At 58.4% G+C, this 23,323-nt stretch carries 23 protein-coding genes and 1 pseudogene; 6 read left to right on the forward strand and 18 right to left on the reverse strand.

The features are described from left to right. Window positions 1-31 precede the first annotated feature (31 nt). Window positions 32-1,741: a single-stranded-DNA-specific exonuclease RecJ gene (gene recJ / locus FEZ21_RS21155; RefSeq protein WP_003440300.1), complete on the reverse strand. Its 1,710-nt coding sequence runs from the start codon at window positions 1,739-1,741 to the stop codon at window positions 32-34. 178 nt (window positions 1,742-1,919) lie between these two features. Further along, entirely contained in the window at window positions 1,920-2,462 is a 543-nt protein-coding gene (locus FEZ21_RS21160; RefSeq protein WP_003440298.1) for a YaeQ family protein, read from the reverse strand. Window positions 2,463-2,634: 172 nt separating this feature from the next. Between FEZ21_RS21160 and FEZ21_RS21165 the strand changes: the two genes are divergently transcribed. Continuing rightward, on the forward strand, window positions 2,635-3,834 hold the full coding sequence (locus FEZ21_RS21165; protein WP_003440296.1) for a CaiB/BaiF CoA-transferase family protein: 1,200 nt from the start codon (window positions 2,635-2,637) through the stop codon (window positions 3,832-3,834). A 38-nt stretch (window positions 3,835-3,872) separates the two neighbouring features. After that, entirely contained in the window at window positions 3,873-4,655 is a 783-nt protein-coding gene (locus FEZ21_RS21170) for a TIGR02285 family protein (RefSeq protein WP_160628346.1), read from the forward strand. 262 nt (window positions 4,656-4,917) lie between these two features. On the opposite strand, the gene FEZ21_RS21175 is transcribed toward FEZ21_RS21170, so the two are convergent. From FEZ21_RS21175 to xerD, 5 genes are all read right to left on the reverse strand, one after another. Then, window positions 4,918-5,322 carry a response regulator gene (locus FEZ21_RS21175; protein ID WP_238840046.1) on the reverse strand — a complete coding sequence of 135 codons (405 nt, stop codon included), beginning with the start codon at window positions 5,320-5,322 and terminating at the stop codon, window positions 4,918-4,920. Window positions 5,323-5,511: 189 nt separating this feature from the next. Beyond that, window positions 5,512-6,921 carry a threonine synthase gene (gene thrC / locus FEZ21_RS21180; RefSeq protein WP_003440291.1) on the reverse strand — a complete coding sequence of 470 codons (1,410 nt, stop codon included), beginning with the start codon at window positions 6,919-6,921 and terminating at the stop codon, window positions 5,512-5,514. A 106-nt stretch (window positions 6,922-7,027) separates the two neighbouring features. Continuing rightward, complete coding sequence (locus FEZ21_RS21185; RefSeq protein WP_003440289.1) at window positions 7,028-8,332, reverse strand: homoserine dehydrogenase; 1,305 nt, start codon at window positions 8,330-8,332, stop codon at window positions 7,028-7,030. A gap of 136 nt (window positions 8,333-8,468) precedes the next feature. Next, the gene (locus tag FEZ21_RS21190; protein ID WP_003440287.1) at window positions 8,469-9,200 is read right to left on the reverse strand and encodes a thioredoxin fold domain-containing protein; all 732 of its coding nucleotides are present in this window, start codon (window positions 9,198-9,200) and stop codon (window positions 8,469-8,471) included. Window positions 9,201-9,347: 147 nt separating this feature from the next. Further along, entirely contained in the window at window positions 9,348-10,244 is an 897-nt protein-coding gene (gene xerD / locus FEZ21_RS21195; protein ID WP_003440282.1) for a site-specific tyrosine recombinase XerD, read from the reverse strand. Between the two features lie 120 nt (window positions 10,245-10,364). Between xerD and FEZ21_RS21200 the strand changes: the two genes are divergently transcribed. Further along, on the forward strand, window positions 10,365-12,164 hold the full coding sequence (locus FEZ21_RS21200; protein ID WP_010655981.1) for a sodium:proton antiporter: 1,800 nt from the start codon (window positions 10,365-10,367) through the stop codon (window positions 12,162-12,164). Window positions 12,165-12,202: 38 nt separating this feature from the next. Here FEZ21_RS21200 and FEZ21_RS21205 read toward each other — a convergent pair whose 3' ends face one another. The 6 genes from FEZ21_RS21205 to ffh all read right to left on the reverse strand — a co-directional run bounded on the left by FEZ21_RS21205 (window position 12,203) and on the right by ffh (window position 16,293). Beyond that, window positions 12,203-12,625 carry an acyl-CoA thioesterase gene (locus tag FEZ21_RS21205; RefSeq protein WP_003440275.1) on the reverse strand — a complete coding sequence of 141 codons (423 nt, stop codon included), beginning with the start codon at window positions 12,623-12,625 and terminating at the stop codon, window positions 12,203-12,205. A 94-nt stretch (window positions 12,626-12,719) separates the two neighbouring features. After that, window positions 12,720-13,070, reverse strand: coding sequence for a 50S ribosomal protein L19 (rplS, locus tag FEZ21_RS21210; RefSeq protein WP_003440273.1), 351 nt, complete (start codon window positions 13,068-13,070; stop codon window positions 12,720-12,722). A 45-nt stretch (window positions 13,071-13,115) separates the two neighbouring features. Further along, window positions 13,116-13,868, reverse strand: a complete 753-nt coding sequence (gene trmD / locus FEZ21_RS21215; RefSeq protein ID WP_003440270.1) for a tRNA (guanosine(37)-N1)-methyltransferase TrmD — start codon at window positions 13,866-13,868, stop codon at window positions 13,116-13,118. Window positions 13,869-13,870: 2 nt separating this feature from the next. After that, a complete protein-coding gene (gene rimM / locus FEZ21_RS21220) occupies window positions 13,871-14,410 on the reverse strand; it encodes a ribosome maturation factor RimM (protein WP_003440264.1) in 540 nt (179 codons plus the stop codon). A gap of 5 nt (window positions 14,411-14,415) precedes the next feature. Next, a complete protein-coding gene (rpsP, locus tag FEZ21_RS21225; RefSeq protein WP_003440261.1) occupies window positions 14,416-14,667 on the reverse strand; it encodes a 30S ribosomal protein S16 in 252 nt (83 codons plus the stop codon). 249 nt (window positions 14,668-14,916) lie between these two features. Beyond that, window positions 14,917-16,293: a signal recognition particle protein gene (gene ffh, locus FEZ21_RS21230; RefSeq protein WP_003440242.1), complete on the reverse strand. Its 1,377-nt coding sequence runs from the start codon at window positions 16,291-16,293 to the stop codon at window positions 14,917-14,919. A gap of 208 nt (window positions 16,294-16,501) precedes the next feature. Between ffh and FEZ21_RS21235 the strand changes: the two genes are divergently transcribed. From FEZ21_RS21235 to FEZ21_RS21245, 3 genes and pseudogenes are all read left to right on the forward strand, one after another. Continuing rightward, window positions 16,502-17,314, forward strand: a complete 813-nt coding sequence (locus FEZ21_RS21235) for an inner membrane protein YpjD (protein ID WP_003440240.1) — start codon at window positions 16,502-16,504, stop codon at window positions 17,312-17,314. Between the two features lie 201 nt (window positions 17,315-17,515). After that, window positions 17,516-18,205: pseudogene (locus tag FEZ21_RS21240) on the forward strand (transporter associated domain-containing protein); the annotation flags it as partial. 278 nt (window positions 18,206-18,483) lie between these two features. After that, window positions 18,484-19,800, forward strand: coding sequence for an MFS transporter (locus FEZ21_RS21245; RefSeq protein ID WP_003440231.1), 1,317 nt, complete (start codon window positions 18,484-18,486; stop codon window positions 19,798-19,800). Between the two features lie 71 nt (window positions 19,801-19,871). Here FEZ21_RS21245 and purT read toward each other — a convergent pair whose 3' ends face one another. The 5 genes from purT to FEZ21_RS21270 all read right to left on the reverse strand — a co-directional run bounded on the left by purT (window position 19,872) and on the right by FEZ21_RS21270 (window position 23,179). After that, window positions 19,872-21,053 carry a formate-dependent phosphoribosylglycinamide formyltransferase gene (gene purT / locus FEZ21_RS21250; protein WP_003440230.1) on the reverse strand — a complete coding sequence of 394 codons (1,182 nt, stop codon included), beginning with the start codon at window positions 21,051-21,053 and terminating at the stop codon, window positions 19,872-19,874. A 74-nt stretch (window positions 21,054-21,127) separates the two neighbouring features. Then, window positions 21,128-21,604 carry a VUT family protein gene (locus FEZ21_RS21255; RefSeq protein ID WP_003440227.1) on the reverse strand — a complete coding sequence of 159 codons (477 nt, stop codon included), beginning with the start codon at window positions 21,602-21,604 and terminating at the stop codon, window positions 21,128-21,130. Window positions 21,605-21,808: 204 nt separating this feature from the next. Then, a complete protein-coding gene (locus tag FEZ21_RS21260; RefSeq protein WP_003440224.1) occupies window positions 21,809-22,015 on the reverse strand; it encodes a DUF1289 domain-containing protein in 207 nt (68 codons plus the stop codon). After that, window positions 22,015-22,536: a gamma carbonic anhydrase family protein gene (locus FEZ21_RS21265; protein WP_003440222.1), complete on the reverse strand. Its 522-nt coding sequence runs from the start codon at window positions 22,534-22,536 to the stop codon at window positions 22,015-22,017. The genes FEZ21_RS21260 and FEZ21_RS21265 overlap by 1 nt, the downstream gene beginning before the upstream one ends. Window positions 22,537-22,576: 40 nt before the next feature. Beyond that, entirely contained in the window at window positions 22,577-23,179 is a 603-nt protein-coding gene (locus tag FEZ21_RS21270; protein WP_003440220.1) for a CoA pyrophosphatase, read from the reverse strand. Window positions 23,180-23,323: the final 144 nt, after the last annotated feature.

Below are 23,323 nucleotides of genomic sequence, written 5' to 3' on the forward strand. Positions count from 1 at the left end.
TGCCAGCTCCCGCAAGGGTTGAGCGCCGGGGTTAACGCGGTTCGATGTGGGCAATCATCAGTTGTACGGTTTCGTTGCCGCGAAATTCGTTGAGGTCGAGTTTGTAGGCCAGTTCAACCCAGCGAATGGTCGGATTCGGCCACACTTCGCGGTCAACTCCGAAGGCAATGCCGTCCAGCTTGACGCTGCCGCACTCGGTTTTGAGCACCACTTTCAAGTGGCGCTCCCCGACAATTCGCTGCTCCACCAACTGAAACACCCCATGAAACAGCGGCTCGGGGAAGTGCTGCCCCCATGGCCCGGCATTGCGCAGGGCCCGCGCCAGTTCCAGATGGAACTCTTCTACCGCCAGACTGCCGTCCGACATCAATCGCCCCGTCAGGTCTTCTTCACGCAGTTGACGCCGCACTTCGGCATCGAACGCACGGGAAAACACCGCGAAGTTCGCTTCGGGCAGGGTCAGGCCTGCGGCCATGGCGTGGCCGCCGTATTTACTGATCAGGTCCGGGTGCTGGGCAGCCACCACGCTGAGCGCATCGCGGATATGAAAGCCCGCCACCGAACGACCGGAGCCCTTGAGCATGCCGTCACCCGCATCGGCAAACGCGAACGTCGGGCGGAAGTAACGCTCCTTGAGGCGCGAAGCCAGAATCCCGATCACCCCCTGGTGCCACTCCGGATCGAACAGGCACAAACCAAACGGCATGCTTTCAACCGGCAGCTCCTTGAGTTGGGCCAGCGCTTCACGCTGCATGCCTTGCTCAATGGACTTGCGATCCTGGTTCATTTCGTCGAGCTGCGCGGCCATTTCCCGCGCGGCATTGGCGTCGTCGGTGAGCAGGCATTCGATACCCAGGCTCATGTCGTCCAGACGACCGGCGGCATTCAGGCGCGGCCCAAGAATAAATCCAAGATCGGTGGAGGTAATACGCGAGTGGTCACGCTTGGCCACTTCAAGAATGGCCTTGAGCCCCGGCCGCGCACGCCCGGCCCGAATGCGTTCGAGCCCCTGATGCACCAGAATCCGGTTGTTGGCGTCCAGCGGCACCACGTCCGCCACGCTGCCCAGGGCCACCAGGTCCAGCAGCTCGGCAATGTTTGGCGCCTTGCTGTTTTGATACCAGCCCAGACTGTTCAGGCGAGCACGCAAAGCGATCAGCACATAGAAGATCACCCCGACACCCGCCAGTGCCTTGCTCGGAAACTCGCAGCCCGGCTGGTTGGGATTGACGATGGCATCAGCCGCCGGCAGCTCGTTGCCCGGCAAGTGGTGGTCGGTAACCAGAACGCTCAACCCGGCCTCTTTCGCCGCGGCCACACCCTCGATACTGGAGATGCCGTTGTCGACGGTGATCAGCAACTGTGGCGTGCGGGTCAATGCGACTTTGACGATTTCCGGGGTCAGGCCGTAGCCATATTCGAAACGGTTAGGCACCAGGTAATCGACATGGGCCGCGCCCAGCAGACGCAAACCGAGCATGCCGACGGTACTGGCCGTGGCGCCGTCGGCGTCAAAGTCTCCGACTATCAGGATGCGCTGGCGCTGTTCAAGGGCCACCACCAGCAAATCCACGGCGGCATCGATGCCCTTGAGCTGCTGATACGGAATCAGCCGCGCCAGGCTCTTGTCCAGTTCCGCTTGCGACTGCACGCCACGGGCGGCGTAAAGACGCGTCAGCAATGTCGGCATTTCGCCCAGAAAAGGCAGGATTTCGGGCAGTGGACGAGGTTCGATGCGCATAAGCTGGATGGAGGCTCTTATTGAAAAATGTACTTGTACAGGTCGCTTGAAAACGTCGCGAGCGAAGGCAAGACAAGGCAAAAGCAGGCGAGGACGCGCAGTTTACGGGGTGAAAATGAGCAGTCCGGGCCTGCCTTTAACCCAGTATTGTCGAGCGCAGCAGTTTTCATGTGCTCTGTTAACCGCGATCGCCCTGCAGCCACTGCAACTGGACTTCGTGCTGGCCGCGATCGTCGGTCACGAAAATCGTGCCTTCGCTGATCATCACGTCCCACTTGATAACGCGCGGCATGTCTTTGGCCAGGACTTCAAGAATCTCTTGCGGAACGGCCGCGATATTGACGTTCTTCAGGTTCTTGATGGCCGGGATCACTTTGCCTTCCCAAACGCGCAGGCTGCCATAGGCCAGCAGACTGGTACGTTCAGTACGGCGCGAACACCAGGTCAGACGATCGGCATCGGGCTGGCCGACTTCGATCCAGTGCAGAACGCGGTCGTCCAGGCTTTTTTCCCACAGTGCCGGCTCGTCGACATCCGAAAGACCACGACCAAAAGCCAGCTGCTCGTTGTACCAGAAGGCATACGCCAGAAGACGCACGGTCATGCGCTCTTCAGTTTCAGACGGGTGACGGGCGATGGTCTGCTTGACGCTTTCATACACCCCGCGATCGAGATCGGTGAGATTCAGTTCAAACTTGTAAGTCGTGGACGGCTGGGCCATGAACGGGCTTCTTGATACGGAGAAAGGCGCCAAGTCTAACCGATACACCCCCGCCTGCGCTCAATTCAACTGTAAGAGCACGCTTGTGCAAGAGGGCTAAACGCACAGATAAGACAGGTGCTGCCACCTATGTTAAAAGGCTCTACTCGCTCGCCCTGGACAAGGACTACCCATGCCACTCGCCACCAAACCCCTTTCAGGCCTCAAAGTCGTCGAACTGGGTACCCTGATAGCGGGGCCTTTTGCGTCGCGCATCTGCGCCGAATTTGGCGCCCAGGTGATCAAGGTTGAATCCCCCGACGGCGGTGATCCGCTGCGCAAATGGCGCAAGCTGTACGAAGGTACCTCGTTGTGGTGGTTCGTCCAGGCCCGCAACAAAAAATCCCTGACCTTGAACCTCAAGCATCCTGACGGCCTCAACGTGCTCAAGGCATTGCTGGCAGACGCCGATATCCTGATCGAGAACTTCCGCCCCGGGGTTCTGGAAAAACTCGGCCTGGGCTGGGATGTACTGCATGCCCTGAACCCGAAGCTGGTGATGGTGCGCCTCTCGGGCTTTGGCCAGACAGGGCCGATGAAAGACCAGCCGGGGTTTGGTGCCGTCGGTGAATCCATGGGCGGGCTGCGGTATATCACCGGCTTTGAGGATCGCCCTCCGGTACGTACCGGCATTTCCATTGGTGACTCGATTGCCGCGCTGTGGGGTGTGATTGGCGCCCTGATGGCGTTGCGTCATCGCGAGGTTAACGGCGGCCAGGGGCAAGTGGTTGACGTCGCACTGTACGAGGCGATTTTCGCAATGATGGAAAGCATGGTGCCCGAGTTCGATGTGTTCGGTTTTATTCGCGAGCGCACCGGCAATATCATGCCCGGCATTACCCCCTCCTCGATCCACACCAGCCAGGACGGCAAGCACGTACAAATTGGCGCCAACGGCGATGCCATCTTCAAACGGTTCATGCTCATCATCGGCCGGGATGACCTGGCCAATGACCCTGAACTTGCCGGCAACGACGGACGCGACGCCCGCCGTGACGAGCTGTACGGCGTGATTGATCGCTGGGTGGCCTCATTGCCGCTGCAGACCGTGCTCGAACAACTGAGCTCTGCCCAGGTCCCGGCCAGTCGCATTTTTTCGGCAGAAGACATGTTCACCGACCCGCAATTTCTGGCCCGTGAAATGTTTCTGCAAGCCAAACTGCCTGACGGTAAAGACTTCAAGATGCCGGGGATCGTACCGCGGCTATCCGAGACCCCGGGTTCCGCCGACTGGGTGGGCCCGGAGCTGGGTGCACACAATCATGAAGTGCTGAGCGGTTTGGGCTACGACGCTGCAGCCATCGCTGAGCTCAAGCTGGCAGGTGCCATTTGACCGGTGATTGTTAGTTGCTACGGGAAAAGATCAGCACCATGACCCGGCACTCAAAGTGGCGCGGCATTTGCGCAGGTCTGGTCACGCTGGCATTGCTTGCCTGGCCCCCAGAGACTCTGGCGGCACCAAAGTTCATCTGGTTGATGCGCGATCTGCCGCCATTGACGGTGCGCGATGGCCCGCAAAAAGGTCAGGGGCTGATTGACCAGCTGATGCCCGCATTGATGACAGGCATGCCGCAATATCAGCACGTCATCTTGCCGGTCAATCGGGCCCGGGCCATTCGGATGCTCGAAGAAGCTTCGCTGGCCTGCGACCCGGCACTGGTATGGAACCCCAGGCGCGCCCACTCAATTGTCTATTCCAGCCCGGTCATCGGCTTGCATGGCAATGGCCTGGTGATTCGACGCGAAGATCAAAAACTGATTGAGCCCTTTGTCCGCGACAAGGCGGTAGACCTGACGGCCATGCTCGACGCTCAAACCTTGAAGCTCGGCGTCATCGCCAAGCGCAGCTACGGACCATGGATTGATGCTCAAGTGTCACAGGGCCGCAAACACCAGCTTTTCATCCACTACGGCAACGATCCGCTGGGCAGTTTGCTGCACATGCAGAGTGCCGGCCGGGTTCAGGCACTGCTGGGCTATTGGCCGGAGATTCAATCCAAGGCAAGACAACAAGGGCTCAATCCTGAGTCGCTGATTTTCTACCGCATCCTCGGTGCCCCCGCCTACCAGCCCATTTACATCGGCTGTACCAATACCCCTGAAGGGCGCGAAGTCATTCGCAGAGTCAACGCCATACTGGCTGATCGGCCATGAGAGACTGCGCGCCCCGGCGGGGATATGCCCCGGGGCCGGCCACACCGGCGACTGCCAGAACCCCGGGACGGCCAGGGGCAATGACAAAAAAAGCACAAAAAAAATCCCGGGCAGTGGGGAGACAACCCGGGATTTAACAAGGTCATGAAGACCCACTCAACAGGCTACAAGCATCGGAGCAATAAGCTTGATCCTGTTGATGCTGAATCTGACATAGCACCTGCGGGAAAGGTTCCCCGGCATATGCAATCAATTCGCACTATCAAGCCCCGGCCACTGCGCGGCTCTGCTGATAGGAGTCCAGCAAAAGCCCCAAGCCGGTTACAGTCACCGGCTTGGGCAAATATCCCAACACCCTGAGACCATCCTTGCGGGCTGTGCTTACCGCACTTTCCAGGACATGGGACTCGGCCCCGCCGACAAAAATCAGTGCCGGCGCCTCAGGTTTGGCGGACATTTCATGGATCAGCTGCAGTGCGTCGGCGGCTTCCAGATACAAATCACAAATGGCCACATCGATGGCCCCGCGCCTGGCCAGCGAGCCCCGGGCAGACTCTAGGTTGTCAGCCGCCAGGACATCGAATATGTGATAGGCATTCAACATCTGATGCAACGACATCAGCTGGAAAGGGTTGTCGTCAACAATCAAAACTTTCAGGGAGCGCATCATGGGCCTTTGGAGCATAACGCGTACTTGGCGCAGGGGAGTCGACTCTAGAGCGGATGGCCAGCAATAAACATCGGATGATTCCTAAATACCGACAGGAAACTTCTTGGTGGCAGACCGGGCCGGCAGCACGTTATCGGCCACAAATAAAAAAGCCCGTCAAATGACGGGCTTCAACATACGCAAGACTTAGAGTGGCTTGCCGCGATTGCCATGCTGGCTGACAAAAGCTTGTACGGCTTTCAAGTCATTGGCCAGAACGGTGTAGCGCTCTTCCCGCGCAAACAGATCAGCAAGATGCGCTGGTAGCTCAAGCGCCTTCCCGACACCGGCCTTTTCTACCGCATCAGGAAACTTGACCGGATGCGCAGTGCCCAGAATAACCATCGGAATATCCAGGCTGCGACGGCACTCACGAGCGGCCTTGACCCCGATAGCGGTATGCGGGTCCAGCACTTCGCCAGTTTCGGCAAACACCTGGGCGATGGTTTCGCAGGTTTGCTCATCATCGACTGCCAGCGAATCGAACAAACGACGCGCTTCGGTCCAGCGATCATCTTCAACGCTGAAGTTGCCGGTTTGCTTGAAGGCTTCCATCAGACCCGCAACCGCCGCGCCATTACGGCCGTGCAGATCGAACAGCAGGCGTTCGAAGTTGGAGGACACCATGATGTCCATCGACGGCGACAGGGTCGCGTGCAGGGTGTCCTTGGCGTACTGATTGCCGCTCATGAAGCGGTGCAGAATGTCGTTACGGTTGGTGGCAACGATCAACTGATTGATCGGCAAACCCATGTTGCGCGCCAGGTAGCCGGCAAAAATATCGCCGAAGTTACCGGTAGGCACCGAGAACGAAACCGAGCGGTGCGGGCCGCCCAGTTGCAGGGCTGCGTGGAAGTAGTAAACGATCTGGGCCATGATCCGCGCCCAGTTGATCGAGTTCACTGCCACCAGGCGTGTGCCCTTGAGGAAGTCCTGATCGGCAAAGCTGGCCTTGACCATCTCCTGGCAGTCATCGAAGTTGCCTTCGATGGCGATGTTATGGATGTTGTCGCCGAACAGCGTGGTCATCTGGCGACGCTGTACCTCGGACACCCGGTTGTTAGGGTGCAGGATAAAGATGTCGACGTTTTCGCAGTGCTTGCAGCCTTCAATGGCCGCAGACCCGGTGTCTCCGGAAGTAGCGCCGACAATAACCACGCGCTCGCCACGTTTTTCCAGCACATAGTCGAGCAAGCGTCCGAGCAGTTGCAGGGCAAAGTCCTTGAACGCCAGCGTAGGACCATGGAACAGCTCCAGAACCCACTCGTTGCCATTGAGCTGGCGCAGTGGTGCTACAGCTGCGTGGGAAAACGCGCCGTAGGTCTCTTCGAGAATCTTTTTGAAATCGGCGTCAGGAATGCTGCCGGTGACAAACGGGCGCATGACCCGAAAAGCCAGTTCGTGATACGGCAGGCCGGCCCAGGAAGCGATTTCTTCCTGGGTAAAGCGCGGCAGGTTTTCCGGTACGTACAAACCGCCGTCGCTGGCCAGACCGGCCAGCAGGACATCTTCAAAGTTCAGGGCCGGTGCCTGGCCACGGGTGCTGATATAGCGCATGGTTTCAAACCTTCGGTTTGAGCGGCAAGCCGTCTGGCGACAAGCTGCAAGTAAAAGCGCATTGGCTTGACTTGCAGCCTGCAGCCTGGCGCTTGCCGCTGCTTAATTAAATAAGATGCTCAACGCGGATGCGAACCACCGGACCCACAACGCCCTGCAGTGCTTCAAGCGCTGCGATCGCATCGTTCATGTGCTGCTCGAGCACACGGTGGGTCAGCAGAATCATCGGCACCAGACCGTCATGTTCTTCAACTTCTTTCTGCATGATCGATTCGATGTTGATCCCGCGCTCCGACAAGATGCTGGCCACCTGGGCCAGTACGCCCGGATGGTCCTTGGCCTGGATGCGCAGGTAATAAGCGCTTTCGCAGGCTTCGATTGGCAGAATCGGGTGATCGGACAGCGAATCCGGCTGGAAGGCCAGGTGCGGTACGCGATTCTCGGGATCGGAGGTCATCGCACGCACCACGTCCACCAGGTCTGCCACCACCGACGAAGCGGTTGGCTCCATGCCGGCGCCGGCGCCGTAGAACAGGGTTGAGCCTGCTGCGTCACCATTGACCATGACTGCGTTCATTACACCGTTGACGTTGGCAAGCAAACGGTCAGCCGGGATCAGTGTCGGGTGCACCCGCAACTCGATACCGCTGGCAGTACTGCGTGCCACACCCAGGTGCTTGATGCGATAGCCCAGCGCCTCGGCGTAATTCACGTCAGCCGTGGTCAGCTTGGTGATGCCTTCGGTGTAGGCCTTGTCGAATTGCAGCGGGATGCCGAACGCAATCGAAGCCAGAATCGTCAATTTGTGTGCGGCGTCGATGCCTTCGACGTCAAACGTCGGATCGGCTTCGGCGTAACCCAGGGCCTGGGCTTCAGTCAGCACGTCTTCAAAGGTGCGACCCTTCTCACGCATCTCGGTGAGGATAAAGTTGCCCGTACCGTTGATGATGCCCGCAACCCAGTTGATGCGGTTGGCCGACAGGCCTTCACGGATGGCCTTGATCACCGGAATCCCGCCAGCAACTGCCGCTTCGAACGCAACGATCACGCCCTTCTCTTGTGCCCGGGCAAAAATTTCGTTGCCGTGAACCGCAATCAGCGCCTTGTTGGCAGTAACCACGTGCTTGCCGTTTTCGATGGCCAGGAGTACGAGTTCGCGAGCGATGGTGTAACCACCAATCAGCTCGATAACGATGTCGATCTCAGGGTTGGTCGCAACAGCGAATACATCGTTGGTAATGGGGGTACCGGTAATGTCGCACTGAGGGTTTGGCGTACGCATGGCAATTTGCGCAACCTGGATACCACGCCCGGCACGGCGGGCAATCTCCTCGGCGTTACGCTTTAGTACGTTGAAGGTGCCGCCACCGACGGTCCCGAGCCCACAGATACCTACTTTGACCGGATTCACGTTGAACTCCCCATAAAACGGCCGACTCAAGGTCGGCCGTGGAAAACAACCGTGGACTGCCACGGTTCTCTATTAATAGCCGGGCCACTGAACCGCCCCGCCATGATCGTCAAAGGCTTACCGTGACGATGCAGGATTATTTAACACTGAGTGCCAGCTTGCCAACCTGCGCAGCAGGCTGATAGCCCGGAATGACCTGGCCATCTGCCAAAACAATCGCCGGCGTACCATTTACACCAATGGACTGGCCCATGGCGAACTGTTTGGCAACCGGATTGGCACATTTAGGCGCCTCTACCGTCTTGCCATCCGTCATCTTGTCCATGGCAGCTTTCTTGTCCGTGGAACACCAGACCGCCTGCAGTTGCTTGTCACCCGGCGAGCCAAGGCCCTGACGCGGGAAAGCAACATAGCGCACTTCAATCCCCATTTTGTTCAATTCAGGGATTTCGGCGTGCAATTTGTGGCAGTACGGACAAGTGGTGTCGGTAAAGACCGTGATATGCGACTTGGTTTCACCGATTGCCGGGTAAACCACGGTTTCTGCCACCGGGATACCATTGATCAACTTGGCGACGCCAATGCGTTCGGCCTGCTCGGTCAGATTGACCGGCTTGCCGTCCTTGAGCTGAAACATATAGCCCTGGACGATGAACTGTCCATCGGCACTGGCATACAGCACGCGACTGCCTTTGAGTTTGACTTCGTACAGGCCGGCCATTGGGCTGGCGCTGATGCTCTCGACCGGAACATCCAGTTGCAGCGTTTCCAGGCTCTTGCGAATCGCTTGTTCGGCACCGCTATCGGCAAAAGAAAAGGTACTGACCAACGCAATGGCTGCGGCGGCAAAAATTCGGGTCACGCGCATGGGAACTCCTGAGGGCGGACAAGCGGCCAAACCGGAAAATCACGATCTGAAAAAAAGGATTCCGGTGGCGCGCTTTATTAACCGGCAAAGCCTACCACAGTTGGCTTGCGTGGCCGACTCCAGCCGACGCAAGCATCTATAAACAGCTCAGCCACGGGGGTGATGAAGGGCATGCATTTCTTGCAGGCGGGCACGCGCCACATGGGTGTAAATCTGGGTGGTGGACAGATCACTATGGCCCAGCAGCATCTGCACCACCCGCAAATCGGCACCATGGTTGAGCAAGTGGGTCGCGAAGGCGTGACGCAAGGTGTGGGGCGACAGGGATTTGTCGATCCCGGCCACTTGAGCCTGATGCTTGATACGGTGCCAGAAGGTCTGACGGGTCATTTGCTCACCGCGCTGACTGGGGAACATGACATCGCTGGGGCGGCCGTTCAGCAGCTCATGGCGGGCATCGCGCATGTAGCGCTCAACCCAGACAATCGCCTCCTCCCCCATTGGCACCAGCCGCTCCTTGCTGCCCTTGCCCATTACCCGCAACACCCCTTGACGCAGGTTGACCTGCTCCAGAGTCAGGCTGATCAACTCGGTAACCCGCAGGCCGCAGGCATAAAGCACCTCGAGCATCGCCCGGTCACGCTGACCAATGGCTTCTGCCAGATCCGGGGCGGCGAGCAACGCCTCGACATCCGCCTCTGACAGGGACTTGGGCAGCGGCCTGCCCAACTGCGGCATATCGACCTGCAAGGTCGGATCGACTGCAATCAGCTTTTCACGCAATAAATAGCGATAGAAGCCACGGGCTCCGGAAAGAAAACGCGCTGTGGAGCGAGGCTTGTAACCCTGCTCCAGGCGCCATGCCAAGTGATCCAGAATCAGCTCGCGGCCGGCACCGGCCAGCTCAAGACCGCGCTCCTGCAACCAGCCATTGAATAACGCCAAATCGCTGCGATAAGCGTCACGAGTGTTGTCCGACAGCCCCTTTTCCAGCCACAGGGCATCCAGGAAACGGTCGATAAGTGGATTGTCTATAGCAGGCATTGGCGCTCGAAAAGCGCAGCCCGCAGGCCGCGCATAAATAAAAGGTGAACTGCAAAAGTGGCCGCTAGTCTTTCATGGCCGGCTGATGCCATAAACCACAGGTTCTCACAGGAGCCCCTTATGAATGAACAACAGATTCTGCTGGCGTTGGGAGGAATCGGCATCGCCGCCCTGGGCTCTCAGTGGCTGGCCTGGCGCCTGAAACTGCCAGCCATCCTGTTTTTGCTCCTGACCGGGATTCTCGTAGGGCCCGTTCTGGGCTGGCTTGATCCGCAAGAGCTGTTCGGCCCTCTGCTGATGCCTCTGGTTTCGCTGTCAGTGGCGCTGATCCTGTTTGAAGGCAGCCTGACCCTGCACCTGTCCGAATGGGGCGAAATAGGCAGCGTAGTGCGCCGCCTGGTTACCATCGGGGCCCTCTCGACCTGGGCGGTGATTACCCTGGCCACGCATTGGCTGCTGGGCTTTGACTGGCTGCTGGCGCTGCTGTTCGGCACCCTGACACTGGTTACCGGGCCAACGGTGATTGTGCCAATGCTGCGCGTGGTGCGACCCAAGGCATCGATCGCCAATATCCTGCGCTGGGAAGGCATTGTCATCGACCCCATTGGCGCATTACTGGCAGTGGTGGTGTACAGCTTCATCATTACCCGCGCTTCAGGCGAAGGCCTGAGCCACAGCCTGCTGACCTTTGGCGGAGTGATTGTGTGCGGCAGCCTGTTTGGCATCGTGGGCGGCTGGGTCATGGGGCATATCCTGCGCCGGCAATGGCTGCCCGAATACCTGCACAGCCTGGCCACACTGGCGACAGTGCTGGCCATATTCATTGCCTCCAATACGGTGATGCATGAGTCAGGACTGATGGCCGTCACGCTGATGGGCATATGGATGGCGAATATGAAGGGCGTTGATGTACGCAACATTCTGCACTTCAAGGAAAACCTGAGTATTTTCCTGATTTCGGGCCTGTTCATTTTGCTGGCGGCACGCCTGGACCTGCATGCCATGATCGCGCTGGGGCCCGTGGTGCTGGTGTTGCTGCTGATCATTCAATTCATTGCTCGCCCGCTGAACGTACTGCTATCGACTTTCGGCTCAAAACTCAACTGGCGTGAGCGCACGCTACTGGCCTGGATCGCACCGCGGGGCATTGTTGCGGCGGCGGTGTCGGCCATTTTTGCAATTCGCCTGGATCAGGCCGGACATGAAGGGGCGCTGTTGCTGGTGCCACTGACGTTTGCCGTGATCATTGGCACCGTTGTGCTGCAGAGTGCTACTGCTCGCCCCCTGGCACGCCTGCTCAAGGTCGCCGAGCCAGCCCCCAGCGGCTTTCTGATCGTCGGCGCCAACGGTCCGGCCCGGGCCATTGGCAAAGCCCTGCAACAGCTGGGCAGTCGCGTATTGCTGACCGACTCCAACTGGGAAAATATCCGCGCAGCGCGCATGGAGAATCTGCCGACCTACTTTGGCAACCCGGCCTCGCAACACGCCGAGGTGCATCTGGACCTGGTGGGCCTCGGGCACCTGCTTGCGCTGTCGCCATCGGGTGAGCTCAATACCCTGGCCGCAATCCGCTTTCGCCATGAATTTGGCCCCAGGCGCCTGTATACATTGGCCAGTGGTCAGGAAATCCGCCGCACCGACAAACATCGCGCCAGTCATGAGCATCGTGGGCAATCACTGGGCAACCCGGTCCTGACCTATACCCAACTGGCCAGTGAACTGCACAACGGTGCCGAGATATACAGCACTCAGCTGACTGAAAACTTCACTTGGGAGGATTACCAGGCCCTGCATGGCGAGCGCGCCACACTGCTGTTTGCCCGCGACCACAACAGTTGGGTGCATGTGGTGACGCCAGACAGCGATTTGAAGCCGGGAGCCGGCTGGACGCTATTGGCCTTGATCAGGCAGGACGCCTAGCCTGTTGGAGCCAGGCTGGCTCCAACCTGTGTTGGTTATTACTCGCCTTGCCGGGCAAAGCCTGGCAATACCGGTACCGGGCGCTTGTCATCATCAATGGCGACAAAGCTGAACAGGCCCTGGATCGCCAGCTCGCGACCATCACAGCTCATGCTTTCGACATACACCTCAACCTCAACCTTGAGGCTGGTATTGCCGACTTTAACCACACGCCCGATCAGCTCGACTATGCAGCCGGCCGCAATCGGGTGGTTGAAGTCGATCCGGTCGGTGGACACAGTCACCAGCGGCAAACGGCAGAAACGGGTCGCGGCGATAAACGAGACCTCGTCCATCCAGGCCAGTGCAGTGCCGCCGAACAAGGTGTTGTGATGATTGGTGGTGGACGGGAATACCGCTTTAGTAATACGGGTTACGGACAATTCGGTACGACGTTGAATCTCTTGCTCACGCGAAGCCATGATTTTACTACCTGCAACCAAACAAAAAACTGACAAATTTCAGGCACAAAAAAGCAGCCCGAAGGCTGCTTTTTTCTGCATCGGGAAGCTGGACTTAAGCCAGTTTTTCCTTGATGCGAGCTGCTTTACCGGACAGGTCACGCAGGTAGTACAGCTTGGCTTTACGAACGTCACCGCGACGCTTGACTGCCATGCTGTCGATTTGCGGGCTGTAGGTCTGGAAAGTACGCTCTACGCCAACACCGTTGGAGATTTTACGAACAGTGAAAGCACTGTTCACGCCACGGTTACGCTTGGCAATCACTACACCTTCGAAAGCTTGCAGACGCGAACGATCGCCTTCCTTCACTTTCACCTGAACGACAATGGTGTCGCCCGGGGCAAAAGGAGGGATCTCTTTAGTCATCTGCTCTGCTTCGAGTGCAAGGATGATTTTGTTAGTCATGCTGTGCTCCTAAGGTAGATCGTCTGATCTACCATCGATACGTTGTTAACTATCGTCCCGCTCGCGGATATATTCCTCGAGCAGCTTCTTCTCTTCTCCAGAAAGCGAGCGGCTTTCCAGAAGATCGGCGCGTCGTTCAAAGGTCCGCCCAAGGGACTGCTGTAAACGCCAACGCCGGATATGTGCATGATTGCCACTAAGCAATACGTCGGGAACACGCTGATCCGCATACACCTCCGGTCGGGTGTAGTGCGGGCAATCCAGCAAACCATCCGTGAAGGAATCTTCCTCCGCGGAGTCCGCATGCCCTAAAGCTCCAGGCAGCAGTCGTGTAACCGCATCAATCAGAACCATCGCCGGCAGCTCGCCACCGGAAAGTACATAGTCACCAATCGACCACTCTTCATCGACATAAGCATCTATAAAACGCTCGTCAATGCCTTCATAGCGACCTGCAATGAGGATTAATGCTTCCTCATTCGCCAGTTCGCGTACCGCCGACTGATTCAGTTGACGGCCTTGGGGCGACAGGTAAATTACCTTCGCCGCCTCTCCGGCTGCTTCTCTGGCCTGAACCAGTGCATCTTCCAGAGGCTTGATCTTCATCACCATGCCCGGACCACCGCCAAATGGGCGATCGTCCACAGTGTGATGTCGGTCCGTTGTGTAGTCACGCGGGTTCCAACAGGTGAGCTGCAACAGCCCTTGTTTCACCGCACGACTAGTGATGCCGTAGTCGCTGATGGCGGAAAACATTTCGGGAAACAAACTGATCACTTCTACGCGCAATTTAGCCACGCTTAGAAGTCCGCATCCCAATCCACCTTCATCTCGCCCGCTTCCAGGTCGATGCTCAACACGCATTGCTCTGTATAGGGCAACAAGCGATCACGATCATCCAGGCTGCCTGGGCAAGGTTTGACTTCCATGACATCGTTCGAGCCAGTTTCCATCAGATCAACAACCTTGCCGAGCAATTGCCCTTCGAGGTTGGTCACTTTAAGACCCTGCAGCTGGTACCAGTAGTACTCGCCATCGGTCAGTTCAGGAAACAGGTTGCGTGGCACGCAGATCTCGAATTCGCGCAGAAGACCAGCTTCGTCACGATCATCAAGACCTTTGAGCTTCACGACCAGAAACTTGCCGTTATGAGAACGGCCACTGACCAGCTCTGCCTGTCGTACTTCATTACCGCGCCGAAGCGTCAGCTTTTTGTAGTCCAACAGGTTATCAATTGGATCCGTAAAGGAATAAACCTTCACTTCGCCGCGAACGCCATGAATTGAATAAATTTTGCCGATAACGATCAAATCATCAGCAAGATCAGGCGTCACGCTCATATTGCTCAGGCCGCAGCCTTAGCGTTTTCTTTCACAAGCTGAGCAACGCGCTCAGACATTTGTGCACCAACACCCAACCAGTAGGCGAGGCGGTCTTCTTTAATGGAGAAACGAACTTCCTGACCACGGGCAACCGGGTTGAAGAAGCCAATTTGTTCCTTGTGGGAACCGTCACGTGGGTTACGGCTATCGGTAACGGTCAAGTGGTAAAACGGGCGCTTTTTGGAGCCGCCAAGGGCAAGACGGATTGTTAGCATGTGAACATCGTTCCTGTAGTCGGTGCTGCAAATCTAAATGCACAGCGGGCATAGGTGCCCGAAAGGCCGCATATTCTAAGGAATATCCGGACTTTTGCAAATGTCTTTTTCTGGCGCCTAGTCGACATGCCATAAAGATTTGCTATAAGGCCGCCACGAATGGCGACAGGTCGGCTCCCGCACGTGCGGGTTTGCCGGGTATCTCGCATCACTGCGAGTCGCCCAAGCGCGAGCGCTCAGGCAGGTAATTTACATTTTCGGCATGCCGCCACCAGGCATCATGGAGCCCATGCCGCGCATCATTTTGGCCATTCCGCCTTTTGCGGAGAACTTCTTCATCATTTTCTGCATCTGCTTGTGCTGCTTGATCAAGCGACCGATGTCCTGCACCTGGGTGCCGGAACCCATGGCAATACGACGTTTGCGCGAACCACTGATCAGGTCAGGGTCACGGCGCTCGGCCGGAGTCATGGAATTGATGATGGCTTCCATTTGCTTGAACTGCTTTTCTGCCGCGCCCTGGGCGTTGCCCATTTGCGCCAGATTCACGCCACCCATGTTCGGCAGCTTGTCCATGAGGCCGCCAAGGCCGCCCATGTTCTTCATCTGTTGCAGCTGATCGCGGAAGTCTTCGAGATCGAAGCCCTTACCTTTCTTGAGTTTCTTCGCCAGTTTGTCGGCTTTGTCTTTATCGAGGGTCTGTTCGGCCTGTTCGATAAGGCTGAGCACGTCGCCCATGCCCAGAATGCGCGAAGCGATACGATCCGGGTGGAACGGTTCCAGAGCGTCGCTCTTCTCGCCCATACCGATAAACTTGATCGGCTTGCCGGTGATCGAGCGCACGGACAATGCCGCACCGCCACGGGCATCGCCGTCAACCTTGGTCAGGATCACACCGGTCAGCGGCAGCGCATCGCCAAAGGCCTTGGCCGTATTGGCGGCATCCTGGCCGGTCATGGCGTCGACCACAAACAGGGTTTCTGCCGGCTTGACGGCGCCGTGCAGTTCCTGGATTTCGGTCATCATCTCGGCGTCGATATGCAAACGACCCGCGGTATCGACAATGACTACATCAATGAACTTGAGCTTGGCTTCAGCAATGGCCGCCAGCGCGATGGCCACCGGCTTCTGGCTGATATCGGACGGGAAGAACGTAACCCCCACTTCCGCCGCCAGGGTTTCCAGCTGCTTGATTGCCGCAGGACGATAAACGTCGACCGAGACCACCATCACTGTTTTCTTTTTGCGCTCTTTAAGGAAGCGCGCCAGCTTGCCGGCGGTGGTGGTTTTACCCGCACCTTGCAAACCGGCCATCAAAACTACTGCAGGCGGCGTGACATTGAGGACCAGGTCCTCGTTGGCAGCACCCATCAGGCTTTCAAGCTCGGCCTGGACGATCTTCACAAACGCCTGGCCCGGCGTCAGGCTGCGCGACACTTCAGTGCCGACAGCGCGCTCTTTGACCGCGTTGACGAAGTCCTTGACCACTGGCAAAGCCACGTCGGCTTCCAGCAACGCCATGCGCACTTCACGCAGGGTGTCTTTGATGTTGTCCTCGGTCAGCTTGGCCTTGCCGGTAACATGGCGCAGCGTCTGCGAGAGACGATCGGTTAAATTTTCAAACATGCGCGATCCTTTCAGGCCCAAAGTAGACCGGGGTTATTGCGGCCCAGCCCGTGTAAAACTGATGCTCGGCGAGCCTGCGGCGTGGGCAGGTCGCGGATTATAGCGAAGACTGGCCGCATACGACACCTTGCCGTCGGCTTATGTAGTCTTTCGTGCATGGGCGGTTGTATGCCAAACTCAGCCCTTTCGGGCTTGCCTAACAGGATTTATGCTCCCCTTGTCACCGAGTTTGCTACCCAGCCTCGCCGCCGCCTGTTTATATGCCGCTGCGACCCTCTATCAAGGCACTTGCCTGCGCCAAGGCGCAAAGGCGAACAAACGCCTGTTGGTGACACTCGGCATTCTCGCCGTAATCGCCCACGCCATGAGCCTGTTCACCCACCTGATGACCCCGGCGGGTCTTGAACTGGACTTCTTCAGTGCTGCCAGCCTGATTGCCGCAGCAGTCATTGGCGTAACGCTGGTGGCATGTGTGCGGATCCCCGTCGAGAACCTGTTGCTGCTTCTATACCCGCTGGGAATGCTCACGGTGCTGCTGTCGCAGTTCGCCCCGCCCGGTACGGTTCAGGTAATAGATGAAGAACCCGGCATCCTCGCCCACATCCTGTTATCGCTCCTGGCCTATGGCATGTTCACCATCGCGGTGTTTCAGGCGTTGCTGCTGACCCTGCAGAACTACCAGCTCAAGAACAAGCACCCCAAAGGCCTGATCAAGAACTTCCCGCCCCTGCAAACCATGGAAAGCCTGCTGTTCGGCTTCCTGTGGGCCGGCTGGTCGCTGCTGTCACTGTCATTGATCTCCGGCTGGATGTTTTTGGGCAATCTGTTTGCCCAGCATCTGGTCCATAAAACCTTGCTGGCCTGCCTGGCATGGATCGTATTCAGCGTACTTCTGCTGGGGCGTCACCACCTCGGCTGGCGCGGACACAAAGCCATACGCTGGACGTTTGCCGGTTTCTGCCTGCTGATGCTGGCCTACTTTGGCAGCAAGCTGGTTCGTGAATACATTCTGCATATCTGACGGGCGATGATTATGGATAGCTTGCCCCCCGGGCCGATGCTGGCAGTTCTGGCATTTTTGATCGCAGCAGCCGGGCTGTTCGCCGGTTTTCTATGGGGCACAAACAACAGGAAGGTCCTTCGTGCCGAGGTGCCGCAGACGCGCCACACACCTGCCCAGCAAGATGACGAACTCTCCGCCAGCCGGCCGCAACTGCTCTCCGGCATCCATGCGCTGGACAACATCACGGTCAACGACATCCTGATCCCGCGCAGCGAAGTCGAAGGCCTGAACCTCGACGACTCCATCGAAGATCTGATCGAGCAACTGCGCCAGACCAAGCGCACACGCCTGCCGGTGTTTCATAACGACATCAACCAGGTCGAAGCCATCCTCAATACCCGCCACGTCCAGCACCTGCTGACGGATGCCAGCCTCACCAAGGAAGCGCTGCTGGCCGTCTGTACCGAGCCCTACTTCGTTCCTGAAAGCACGCCCCTGCAGCTGCAGCTGCTCAACTTCCACAAGCAACAACGCCGACTGGGCGTCGTGGTCGATGAGTACGGAGAAGTACTGGGAATCGTGACCCTGGAAGACATCCTCGAAGAGATTGTCAGTGAGTTCGAGGACGAGCAAAACATCGATAACCCGCTGATCGATCCCCTGCCCGACGGCCGCTTTGTGGTTGATGGCGCAGTCTCGGTCCGCGAACTGAACAAGGCCCTGGGCTGGCACCTGCCTTGCGACGGTCCGAAAACCCTTAACGGGCTGGTCACCGAAGCACTGGAAACCATTCCCGAAACCACTGTTTGCCTGAAGATCGGCCGCTATCGCCTGGAAATTCTCGAAACCGAAGAAAACCGCGTCAGCCGCGTACTGATCTGGCACAACAGCGTCAAACCCGCGGTTTAATCGCCGCGTAAGGTCTTGTTACATTCGAACAGGCCTCCCTATAATCATTTCCGCTTACACCCCGCTTGCGGGGTAAAGCCAGTCGATTAAAACACCGCATATCTTCAGTGGGAGCTGGCTGAGCAGTTCCCACCGGTTTATCTCCCCGCTTGAGACTGCGCTCGCCTGACTGACTGGCATTTGCCCCCACTGGCCAAACGACCATAAAAAACGCTCTGCCCTGTCCGCCGCCAAGGCTGATAAAGGTCAACGAGCTTATAACTGTCAGGGATATGCGCATGACCACCAGCACCACCTACAGCGAAGCCTCGCCCGAGAAGCCGGCCAACTCCACAGCCCGTGTCGCTACAGCCAGCTTTATTGGCACCGCCATCGAGTTCTACGACTTTTATGTGTATGCCACCGCCGCCGCGCTGGTTATCGGCCCGGTCTTTTTCCCGCAGACATCCGGCACAGCACAGATGCTGTCGGCGTTCCTGACCTTCGGCATAGCCTTTCTCGCACGCCCGCTGGGTTCATTTCTGTTTGGCCATTTCGGTGACCGGGTAGGACGCAAGTCCACCCTCGTCGCTTCCCTGCTGTTGATGGGGGTGTGTACCACCCTGATCGGCGTTTTGCCGGGCTACGCCACCATTGGTGCCTGGGCACCGATCCTGCTCTGCGTGCTGCGCTTTGGCCAAGGGCTTGGGCTCGGCGGGGAATGGGGCGGCGCAGCTTTGCTGGCCACCGAAAACGCCCCCAAAGGCAAGCGCGCCTGGTTCGGCATGTTTCCGCAACTGGGTCCGTCGATTGGTTTTCTCGCAGCCAACGGCCTGTTTCTGGCACTGGCCTTGACCCTGAGTGATGAACAGTTCCGCTCCTGGGGCTGGCGCATCCCGTTCCTGCTGAGTGCCGCCCTGGTGATGGTCGGCCTGTATGTGCGTCTCAAGCTGGAAGAAACACCGGTCTTCGCCAAGGCCGTAGCCCAGCACGAACGGGTGAAGATGCCGATCGTCGAGCTCTTCAGCCAGTACTGGGCACCCATGCTGCTGGGCGCTGCGTCGATGGTGGTGTGTTATGCACTGTTCTACATCTCGACCGTATTTTCACTCAGCTATGGCGTTTCGACATTGGGCTACACCCGCGAAACGTTCCTCGGCCTGCTGTGCTTTGCCGTGCTGTTCATGGCCGCGGCCACCCCACTGTCAGCCCTGGCCAGCGACCGTTACGGACGTAAACCGGTATTGATTGTCGGCGGCATACTGGCAGTTTTGTCCGGGTTTCTGATGGAGCCATTGCTCACCCATGGCACGACCTGGGGGGTGGCACTGTTTCTGTGCATCGAGCTGTTCTTGATGGGGGTGACCTTTGCTCCGATGGGAGCCCTGCTGCCTGAACTGTTTCCCACCCGCGTGCGCTATACCGGCGCATCGGCGGCCTACAACCTGGGGGGCATTGTCGGCGCCTCGGCCGCACCGTTCTTCGCCCAGAAACTGGTGAGCATGGGCGGTCTGAGCTGGGTTGGCGGCTATGTATCAGGCGCAGCGGTGCTCAGCCTGATCGCTGTACTGTGCTTGAAGGAAACCAGAGAGGCAGACCTGAACAAGGTCATCTAAACCTGTAGGAGCGAGCTGTGCAAAAAGCTCGCGAGCAAGCTCGCTCCTACAGCAGGTTGTTGCGGGGGGGGTTATAGCTCTACGACAACCGCCTTGGACGAACGGGTCGCTTTGGCCCGTGCCGCTTCAATCGACTCATCCCGGGCCAGTGCCACGCCCATGCGGCGCTGGCCATTGACCTCGGGCTTGCCGAACAGACGCAAGGCGGTATCCGGCTCGCTCAGGGCCGCTCCCAGGTTGGAGAACGCGGTGCGGGTCGACTGCCCTTCCACCAGAATCACTGCCGAAGCCGAGGGTCCGAACTGACGGATCAACGGAATCGGCAACCCCAGAATCGCCCGCGCATGCAGCGCGAACTGCGACAAATCCTGCGAAATCAGGGTCACCAGACCTGTGTCATGGGGGCGCGGCGAAACTTCGCTGAACCACACTTGATCGCCCTTGATGAACAGCTCGACTCCAAACAGACCACGACCACCCAGCGCCTCGGTAACGGCCTTGGCCACACGCTCAGACTCAGCCAGTGCAATCGGGCTCATGGCCTGGGGCTGCCAGGACTCCTGGTAATCGCCCTTCTCCTGGCGGTGACCAACCGGGGCGCAGAACGTGGTGCCGCCGATATGGCGTACGGTGAGCAAGGTGATTTCGTAATCGAAGTCGATAAAGCCCTCGATGATGACCCGACCCTTGCCCGCCCGTCCGCCTTCCTGAGCGTAGTCCCAGGCGGTTTTCACATCGTCGGCACTGCGCAGCAGGCTCTGGCCTTTACCCGACGAGCTCATGACCGGCTTGACCACACACGGGAAACCGAGATCCTGCACCGCTTTGCTGTAATCCTCGAAGGTGTCGGCAAAGTGGTACGGCGAAGTTGGCAGGTCCAGCTCTTCAGCCGCCAGACGGCGAATGCCTTCGCGGTTCATGGTCAGCGAGGTCGCACGGGCCGTAGGGATCACGGTAAAGCCTTCAGCTTCCAGCTCGACCAGGGTCGCAGTGGCGATGGCTTCGATTTCCGGAACGATAAAATGCGGCTTTTCCAGCTCGATCACGGCACGCAGGGCAGCACCATCCAGCATGTTGATCACGTGGCTACGGTGCGCCACCTGCATGGCCGGGGCGTTGGCGTAGCGATCGACAGCGATGACTTCGACCCCCAGACGCTGCAATTCGATGACGACTTCCTTGCCTAGCTCGCCGCAGCCACACAACATTACGCGGGTCGCGGTAGGCGACAGTGGAGTTCCGATACGGGTCATTTCAGGTCCTCAAGGAAGCAAATCATCGAAGGCGCTCGCAACGCTTGCGCCTGCTGGGAAGAAAGGCCGGCATTTTACATGATCCGCGAGCGCTCAGCGGCTTTGCGCAGACGCCAGGCCATGGCCAGCCATACGCAGGTGACACCGGCGAACTTGGAGGCCATGGCAGTGAGGATCACGCCCGGGGTAAAGGCGTCGATCATGCCGAAAAAGATAAAGGTATCGAGGGGGATGCTCAGCGCAGAGCTGATCCACAACCGGTCATGCAACGGGCGCTTGGTGATGGAGAACACCAGCCAGTCAATACACTCCGATACAGCGAACGCGGTAGCGCTGGCCAGGGCAATAGAGGGATCAGAGGTGACGTACGACAGCACCAGCGCCGCCAGCATGGCCAGAATGGCGCCGTGGCCGAAGCGGATTTGCACCATGTCCCGCAGCACGAACACCAGCCCGCCCCAGGCCGACCAGATGATATCGAGGTGCGGCGCCGTCGAAAACGCGTAGTTGATCAGCACGACGCTGGCGATATAAGCGATTAGAAACAACATGGGACCTGGTGATACCTCTGAATAAGGCGCACAGGGTACTTGAGTCATGCCTGATTTTGTAGCGTGTACACCGAGGCTGGACAGTTCGACCGCGGGAGCCGGCTTGCCGGGGATTTACAGCCCCGCAGCCAGCCTCGAAGTGCCCATTGCCTGCATCCCGGGCAAGCCAGCGCCCACAGGGTATATCGCAGCCTGCGGCAGGGGCTACAGGCTGCCCACCGTCCACACCATGCCACTGGATTTCGCGCGTTCATGACACAACGCCAGCACCTCACGGCGCTCAGGATTGGTCATGCGGCTCCAACGGGTAATTTCGGCCACCGAACGCTGGCAGCCGGTGCACAGATCATCGTCGTCCAGCGCGCAAATATTCACGCAGGGTGAGGCCACCGGGCGTTCTGTATCACTCATTATTCTTGCACCTGCAAGTCACGGGCATAACGCTGGCCGTTGTGCACATAGTGCGCCGCACTGGCTTCCAGCAGTTTTTTCTGCTCATCGGTGAGGTCGCGCACCACTTTGCCGGGCGAGCCCATGACCAGCGAACCATCGGGGATTTCCTTGCCCTCACCGATCAGCGAATTGGCGCCGATGATGCAATGCTTGCCGATTTTTGCGCCATTGAGGATCACCGCGTTGATACCGATCAGGCTGTAGTCACCCACAGTGCAGCCATGCAGCATGGCGTTATGGCCAATGGTCACACCGGTGCCCAGGGTCAATGGGTAGCCCATGTCGGTGTGCATGACGGCGCCATCCTGCACGTTGCTGTTTTTACCGATCAGGATCAGTTCGTTGTCGCCACGCAACACAGCGTTAAACCAGACGCTGGCACCCTCTTGCAGCCGTACCTTGCCGATCAGGGTGGCGTTGGGGGCCGTCCAGCTGTCGGGATGGGTTTCGACGAGCGAGTCGCCCAAGCGATATTTCATGGGAGTGTCCTCAAGGCTGAGCGGCTGTCTGCTGACAGCTCTAAATATTGATAAAGCGTTCAGGCGGAGTATGCAGGCTGATATTGACGTCGTCGTAGAGCAGGTTCATCAGCTCGACGATCATGATCGCCGTCAGCCCCCAGATCTTGTACACGCCAAAACGGTAACTCGGCACATACCAGCTGCGGCCCTGGTAATCGATGCGGTGGGTATGCTCGCGCGGGTCCTGGCGGAAGAACTCCAGCGGCACGCTGAACACCGCAGCGATCTCGGCATCGTTGGCCAGATACTCAACGTAGTCAGGTACCAGTCCGACATAGGGGGTTACGCGAATACCGTGCAACGAGATCAAGGGGCTGAGGGGACCGATCACCTCCACCAGGCCCGGCGGCAGGCCGATCTCTTCTTCGGCCTCACGCAGAGCGGTAAAGATCAGATCCGGGTCTTCAGGATCGCGCCGCCCGCCTGGGAAAGCCACCTCACCACCATGGGTCGACAGCCCGCTGGCACGCAGGGTCAGAATCAGTTCGGGTTCAGCACTGCGCGTCACCGGCAGCAATACTGCCGCCTCGGGAAAATGCCGATCTGTTTCCAGAGTCCGTGGGGTATAGCGGCTCACACGGCCAAGCAGCTCGTCCAGCATAGGTCATCTCGATCCGTCACTTATCGGGCATCATGCACCAAATCGCACCGGGCACCCAAGCCCCGCAGTGTCGCAGCAACCACCGCGGCACTTGCCGCCAGCCCGACTCAGCCTCAAGATAAGCGCCTTATCAGAGAACCCAGC

The sequence above is a fragment of the Pseudomonas sp. 9.1(2019) genome, assembly GCF_009910445.1.
Classification (GTDB): Bacteria; Pseudomonadota; Gammaproteobacteria; order Pseudomonadales; family Pseudomonadaceae; genus Aquipseudomonas; species Aquipseudomonas paraversuta.